Source organism: Sphingopyxis sp. (assembly GCF_016463645.1).
GTDB lineage: Bacteria > Pseudomonadota > Alphaproteobacteria > Sphingomonadales > Sphingomonadaceae > Sphingopyxis.
In genome coordinates, this window is the sequence record NZ_JAEMQX010000178.1 from 1 (window position 1) to 5,719 (window position 5,719).

The 5,719-nt window shown below is 65.9% G+C and carries 4 protein-coding genes; all 4 read right to left on the reverse strand.

The window, feature by feature from the left end; all coding sequences use genetic code 11:
- On the reverse strand, window positions 1–2,534 hold a 2,534-nt coding region (gene ileS, locus JHC57_RS20610; protein ID WP_294032459.1), incomplete at its 3' end, for an isoleucine--tRNA ligase.
- A gap of 174 nt (window positions 2,535–2,708) precedes the next feature.
- Window positions 2,709–3,758 (reverse strand): glycerophosphodiester phosphodiesterase family protein, encoded by a 1,050-nt coding sequence (locus tag JHC57_RS20615; protein WP_294032460.1) that lies wholly within the window; start codon window positions 3,756–3,758, stop codon window positions 2,709–2,711.
- A 52-nt stretch (window positions 3,759–3,810) separates the two neighbouring features.
- Complete coding sequence (locus JHC57_RS20620) at window positions 3,811–4,740, reverse strand: bifunctional riboflavin kinase/FAD synthetase (RefSeq protein WP_294032461.1); 930 nt, start codon at window positions 4,738–4,740, stop codon at window positions 3,811–3,813.
- Window positions 4,737–5,719, reverse strand: a 983-nt coding sequence (locus tag JHC57_RS20625) for a dipeptidase (protein ID WP_294032462.1), incomplete at its 5' end; no start/stop codon positions are given. The genes JHC57_RS20620 and JHC57_RS20625, both read right to left, overlap by 4 nt.

Below are 5,719 nucleotides of genomic sequence, written 5' to 3' on the forward strand. Positions count from 1 at the left end.
TCTTCGCTGGTGAACACCAGCACCGGCGCGGCGTAGCGGACGAGCGCGTGGAACAGCACATCGAGCACGCTGCGGTACGCGCGGCGCGTATCGGTGCCGAGCGGCGCGGCGGGGCCGAGGTCGCAGTAGAGGACGTCCTTGCGGATGTCGAAATAGAAGGCCGACAGATCCTCGTTGCAGAAATCGGCGAGCAGGCGCGTGTATGTGTTGTAGTCGAAATCATCGACCGCCTGCGCCATCTTCGCGTCGAGGTCGGCAAGCAGCGACAGCATATAGCGTTCGAGCTCGGGCATGGCAGCGACGTCGGTGATGCGTTCCTCTTCGCCGAACCCGTCGAGCGCGCCCAGGAGGTAGCGGAAGGTGTTGCGCAGCTTGCGATACTGGTCGGCGACGCCGGTCAGGATTTCCTTGCCGATGCGGTGGTCTTCGGTGAAGTCCACGCTCAGCGCCCACAGGCGCAGGATGTCGGCGCCATAGTCGCGCATCAGGTCGATCGGGCTGATCGTGTTGCCGAGCGACTTCGACATCTTGAAGCCCTTGGCGTCCATCGTGAAGCCGTGCGTCAGCACCGCCTTGTACGGCGCCTGCCCGCGCGTCCCGCAGCTTTCGAGCAGCGACGACTGGAACCAGCCGCGATGCTGGTCGCTGCCCTCCAGATAGAGGTCGGCGCTGTGCGTCGAGCCGTCGTGGCGGACGAGATGCGGCCATTTGCCGCTTTCGAGGACGAAGGCGTGGGTGCAGCCCGAATCGAACCAGACGTCGAGAATGTCGGTGATGCGTTCGTAATCGGCGGCGTTGTAACTATCGCCCAGATATTCCTGCGCGCGCGCGTCCGACCATGCGTCGACGCCGCTTGTCCGCACCGCGGCGACGATGCGGTCGTTGACGATGGGGTCATTGAGATAATGGCCGGTCTTGCGGTCGACGAACAACGTGATCGGCACGCCCCAAGCACGCTGGCGGCTTAGCACCCAGTCGGGGCGCCCCTCGACCATCGATCCGATGCGGTTGCGGCCCTTGGCGGGAACGAAGCGCGTGTCGTCGATCGCCCGCATCGCCGCCTGCCGCAGCGTCGGCGCGGCGCAGAGATCCTCCTCGGCCGGGTTGATCGCGCCGCCCTCATTCTCCCAGCGCTTTTCGCGCGGGGTCTTGGGCTCGATATGCGTCATCACCTTGTCCATCGGCACGAACCATTGCGGCGTGCAGCGATAGATGACCTTGGCCTTCGAGCGCCAGCTATGCGGATAGCTGTGCTTGTAGTCGGCGCTGGCGGCGAGGAGGGCACCGGCCTCGCGCAGGTCGGTGCAGATCGGGCCATCGGGGGCGTTGAACCTGGGGTTGATCACCGAGCCCTGTCCGCCGAGCCAGCCCCAGTCCTCGCGATACTTGCCGTCGCCCTCGACCGCGAAGACGGGGTCGAGCCCGTTCGCCTTGCACAGATCGAAGTCGTCCTCGCCGTGATCGGGCGCCATATGGACAAGCCCCGTGCCGCTGTCGGTGGTGACGAAATCGCCCGCAAGGAAGGGGCGCGGACGCGCGAAGAAGCCGCCGAGCGCGTGCATCGGGTGGCGGGCGATGGTGCCGGCGAGGTCGGAGCCTTTGATCGGGTCGCTGACCTTGGGTTGCAGTACGAAGGCGCCGCGACGCATAAACTCGCTCAACAGTGGTTCGGCGACCAAGAATTGGCGGAATGAATTGCCTTCGTCGATCTCGTTTTGCGTTGCCGCTTCTACGAGAACATAATCGACCTCCGGTCCATAGGCCAAAGCCTGGTTGACCGGGATCGTCCACGGGGTTGTCGTCCAGATCACCGCATGCGCGCCGACCAGCTCGGCGATCGGGCTCTCGACGATCTCGAATGCCACATCGATCTGGGTCGAGACGATATCCTCATATTCGATCTCGGCCTCGGCGAGCGCGGTCTTTTCGACCGGCGACCACATCACCGGCTTGGCGCCGCGATAGAGCATGTCGTTCGCGGCGAATTTGAGCAGTTCGCGCACGATGGTGGCTTCGGCCTCATAATCCATCGTCAGATACGGATGGTCCCAGTCGCCGCCGATGCCGAGGCGCTTCAGCTGCTCGCGCTGGGTGTCGACCCAATGCTGCGCATAGGCGCGGCATTCGGCGCGGAATTCCTCGACCGGAACCTCGTCCTTGTTGAGCTTCTTCTTGCGATACTGCTCCTCGACCTTCCACTCGATCGGCAGACCGTGGCAGTCCCAGCCGGGGACGTAGGGCGCGTCCTTGCCCTTCAGCGTCTGGGTGCGGACGACCATGTCCTTCAGGATATGGTTGAGCGCATGGCCGATATGCATGTCGCCATTCGCGTAAGGCGGGCCGTCGTGGAGGATGAACTGGTCGCGGCCCTTGCGGCTCTCGCGAATCTGCCCCTCCAGATTGCCCTCGATCCATTTCGCCAGAATCAGCGGCTCCTTCTGCGGCAGGCCGGCCTTCATCGGAAAGTCGGTCTTGGGCAGGAAGACGGTGTCGCGATAGTCGCGCTGCTCGGCGGTGGAGGGCGTGTCGGTCATGGTGGCGGCGCTTAGCGCAGTTTTGCGGCGGCGCAAAGGTTCACGCGGAGACGCGGAGACGCGGAGAGAAAGATTCGCGCAGAGGACGCAGAGATCGCCGAGTTGAGAAGAATGGCACGGCGAGCCGCCAATCTCCTTTCTTCCTTCTCCGCGCCTCCGCGTCTCTGCGTGAACCTATTTCTGCCGCGGCCGCAGCGCGGGCCCGACCTCGCGGATGTCCTCGACCCAGATATAGCCGTTGAAGCTCGCGGGCACTCTGGCGAGCTGCTGCGGTGTCGTCAGGCCCTCGTTCGACTTGCCGCTTTCATGGGGGCCCAGCACGATGACCCGCGCGCCGACGCTGTCCATCCGCTGGATCAGCCGGTCGGGCCAGCCCCAGAAGGCCCATTGATAGTTGATCGGGATCGCGATCACGCCGTTCCGGCAGCTTTCGGGGACGATGCCGGTCCAGCCGTACGTCAAATAATCCTTGGTGCACGCCTTCGCTCCGCCCTTGAGGTCGAAGGACCAGTTGGCAGGCAGGAGTTCGCGCATCCGCTCCACAGGACGTTCGCCGCCGTAGAAGGCGTCGCCGATCTTTTGGCTGTCGCGGCCCGCGGCTTTCAGGATCGCGAACAGCCGGTCGGCCTCGGCGGCGTCGTTCGACTTGAAGTTGAAGAGGATCGGATGGACGGGGAGCGCCGCGAGGCCTTCCTCGACCGTCGGCATCTTGCCGACGCCCTTGCCGCGCAGGGGAAAGCTCTTCCCGCCGTCGGCGGTATAGCCATAGCCGATGTCGAGCGCCTTCAATTGCGCCAGCGTCAGGTCGCGCGTCTCGCCCTTGCCGTTCGTCCGGCAATCGACGGTCCAGTCGTGGAAGAGGACCATGCGCCCGTCCTTCGTCGGCGCGACGTCGACCTCGACCATCGCGGCGCCGAGCCCGACCGCCCAGCGCATCGATGCGGGGGTATTCTCGAACACATCATGTTGCGGCGGCAGCGCATGCGCCGCGGTGCAGGTGTCGCGGCCGGCGGCGGCGCGCTTGTCGTAGAGATGATAGACGCCGCGGTGCGCGATCAGCTTCGGCTTGCCCGCCGGATCGGGGGCGAGGAAGCTCGCGTTCGACAGGGTGAGCCAGGCGACCAGTGCGGCGAAGAGCCAGAGGAATATCTTCGTGCCGCGGCGCATCGGCTTTTTCTTCGGGCCTTCGAGGGCTGACGCCCAGTCGTCGGTATCGTCCGTCATCTGCCCCCTCCCAAATTGCGTCACCCCGGATCAAGTCCGGCGTGACGATGATTCAGATATCGCGCAACAACCGCTTCGCCTCGTCGCAATCCGCCGAAATCTGCGCCATCAGCGCGTCCATATCCCCGAACTTCGCCTCGGGCCGGATGAAGGCGTGGAAGGCGACGTCGATTTCCTGTCCGTAGAGATCGCCCTCGAAATCGAAGAAATGCGGTTCGAGCAATTCCTTCGGCGGGTCGAAGCTCGGGCGGATGCCGAGGTTCGCGGCGCCCTTCAGCACGCGTCCGTCGGGAAGCCGTCCGGTGACGGCATAGATGCCGTAACGCGGGCGCAGATATTGCCCCATTTCGAGGTTCGCGGTCGGAAAGCCGAGCAGGCGGCCGTTCTTGTCGCCGTGCCGAACCCGCCCACGCACGGTGAAGGGGCGCGTGAGCAGGCGCGTCGCGGTGGCGCAGTCGCCCGCCTGCAGCGCCTCGCGGATGCGGCTCGACGAAATGACTTCCTCGGCGTCGTCGACCGGCGCGACCATTTCGGTGAAGAAGCCGAGGCGGCGGGCATGGTCGGCGAGGGTGACGACATCGCCGCCACGGCCCTTGCCGAACACGAAGTCGGCGCCGGTGACGACGCCCGCGGCGCCGTAGCGATCGAGCAGCAGCGCGGTGATGAAATCCTCGGCCGTCGTGCCCGCGAGCGTCGCGTCGAACGGCAGGACAAGCATCGCGCCGGCGCCCGCGGCGGCGAAGAGTTCCTGCCGCTGGTCGAGCGTGGTGAGACGGAAAGGCGGCACGTCGGGCTTGAAGAAGCGCACCGGATGCGGGTCGAAGGTCGCGACGATCGCGGGCAGCCCCTCGTCCTTCGCATGATGGACGGCGCGGCCGACGACAGCCTGGTGCCCCGCGTGAAAGCCGTCGAAATTGCCGAGTGCGATCACCCCGCCGCGCAGGGCGCCCTCGATGCGCTCATGGCCGTCGAGGCGGATCATGGCGCCGCCGTGACGGAAGGGGGCGGCGTGAGCGGCACGAGCCCCGCCTTCAGCACGCGGATCGCGTTGCCGCCCATCGCGGCGCGGATCTCGTCGTCGCTGAAGCCCGCGTCGATCAGTGCCTGCGTCACCTGGACAAGCTTCGACGTGTCGAAGCGCACGGTCGTCGCGCCGTCATAGTCGCTGCCGAGCGCGACATGGCGGATGCCGACGAGGTCGCGGACATGTTTCATCGCCCTTGCGATGCTTGCGGGCGAAGTATCGCACACCGCGGCGTCCCAGTATCCGATGCCGACGAGACCGCCGGTTGCGGCGACGCCCCTGATCTGTTCATCGCTGAGGTTGCGGTTGACCTTGCATGTCGCCTGCACGCCGCCGTGGCTCGACACGACGGGACGGCGCGCGATCTTCAGGATATCGGCGACGCAGGCGGCCGAGCAATGCGCGATGTCGACGATCATGCCCTTCGCCTCCATCGTCTCGACGACCTGCCGGCCGAAGGGGGTCAGCCCGCCTTTCTTCAGCCCGTGCATCGATCCGGCGAGATCATTGTCGAAGAAATGGGTCAGCCCCGCCATGCGGAACCCGGCGGTGTAGAGCTTGTCGAGATTGGCAAGTTTACCGTCGAGGCCGTGCAACCCCTCGATGCTCAGCATTGCGCCGACCGGCTTCGCCTTGCCGCGACGTTGGGCGAGCAGCGTGTCGATATCCTCGGGCGCATCGACCGCGCGGAGCTTGCCCGCCGACGCCGCGATCGCCCGGTGCAGCTTTTCGGCGTGCCAGAGCGAGCGTTCGAGCAGCGAGTTCCACGTGCGGGCCGGCTGGAGCTGGGCGATCACCAGGGCGGTGATATTGTCGGTGTCGCCGCTGTTGGCGTCGTAATTCTGGCCCTTCGGCGACTTGGTCGTGCTCGCGAGGACTTGCAGCGCGACATTGCCGTCCTCGAGGCGCGGCAGGTCCATATGGCCGCGGTCGGCGC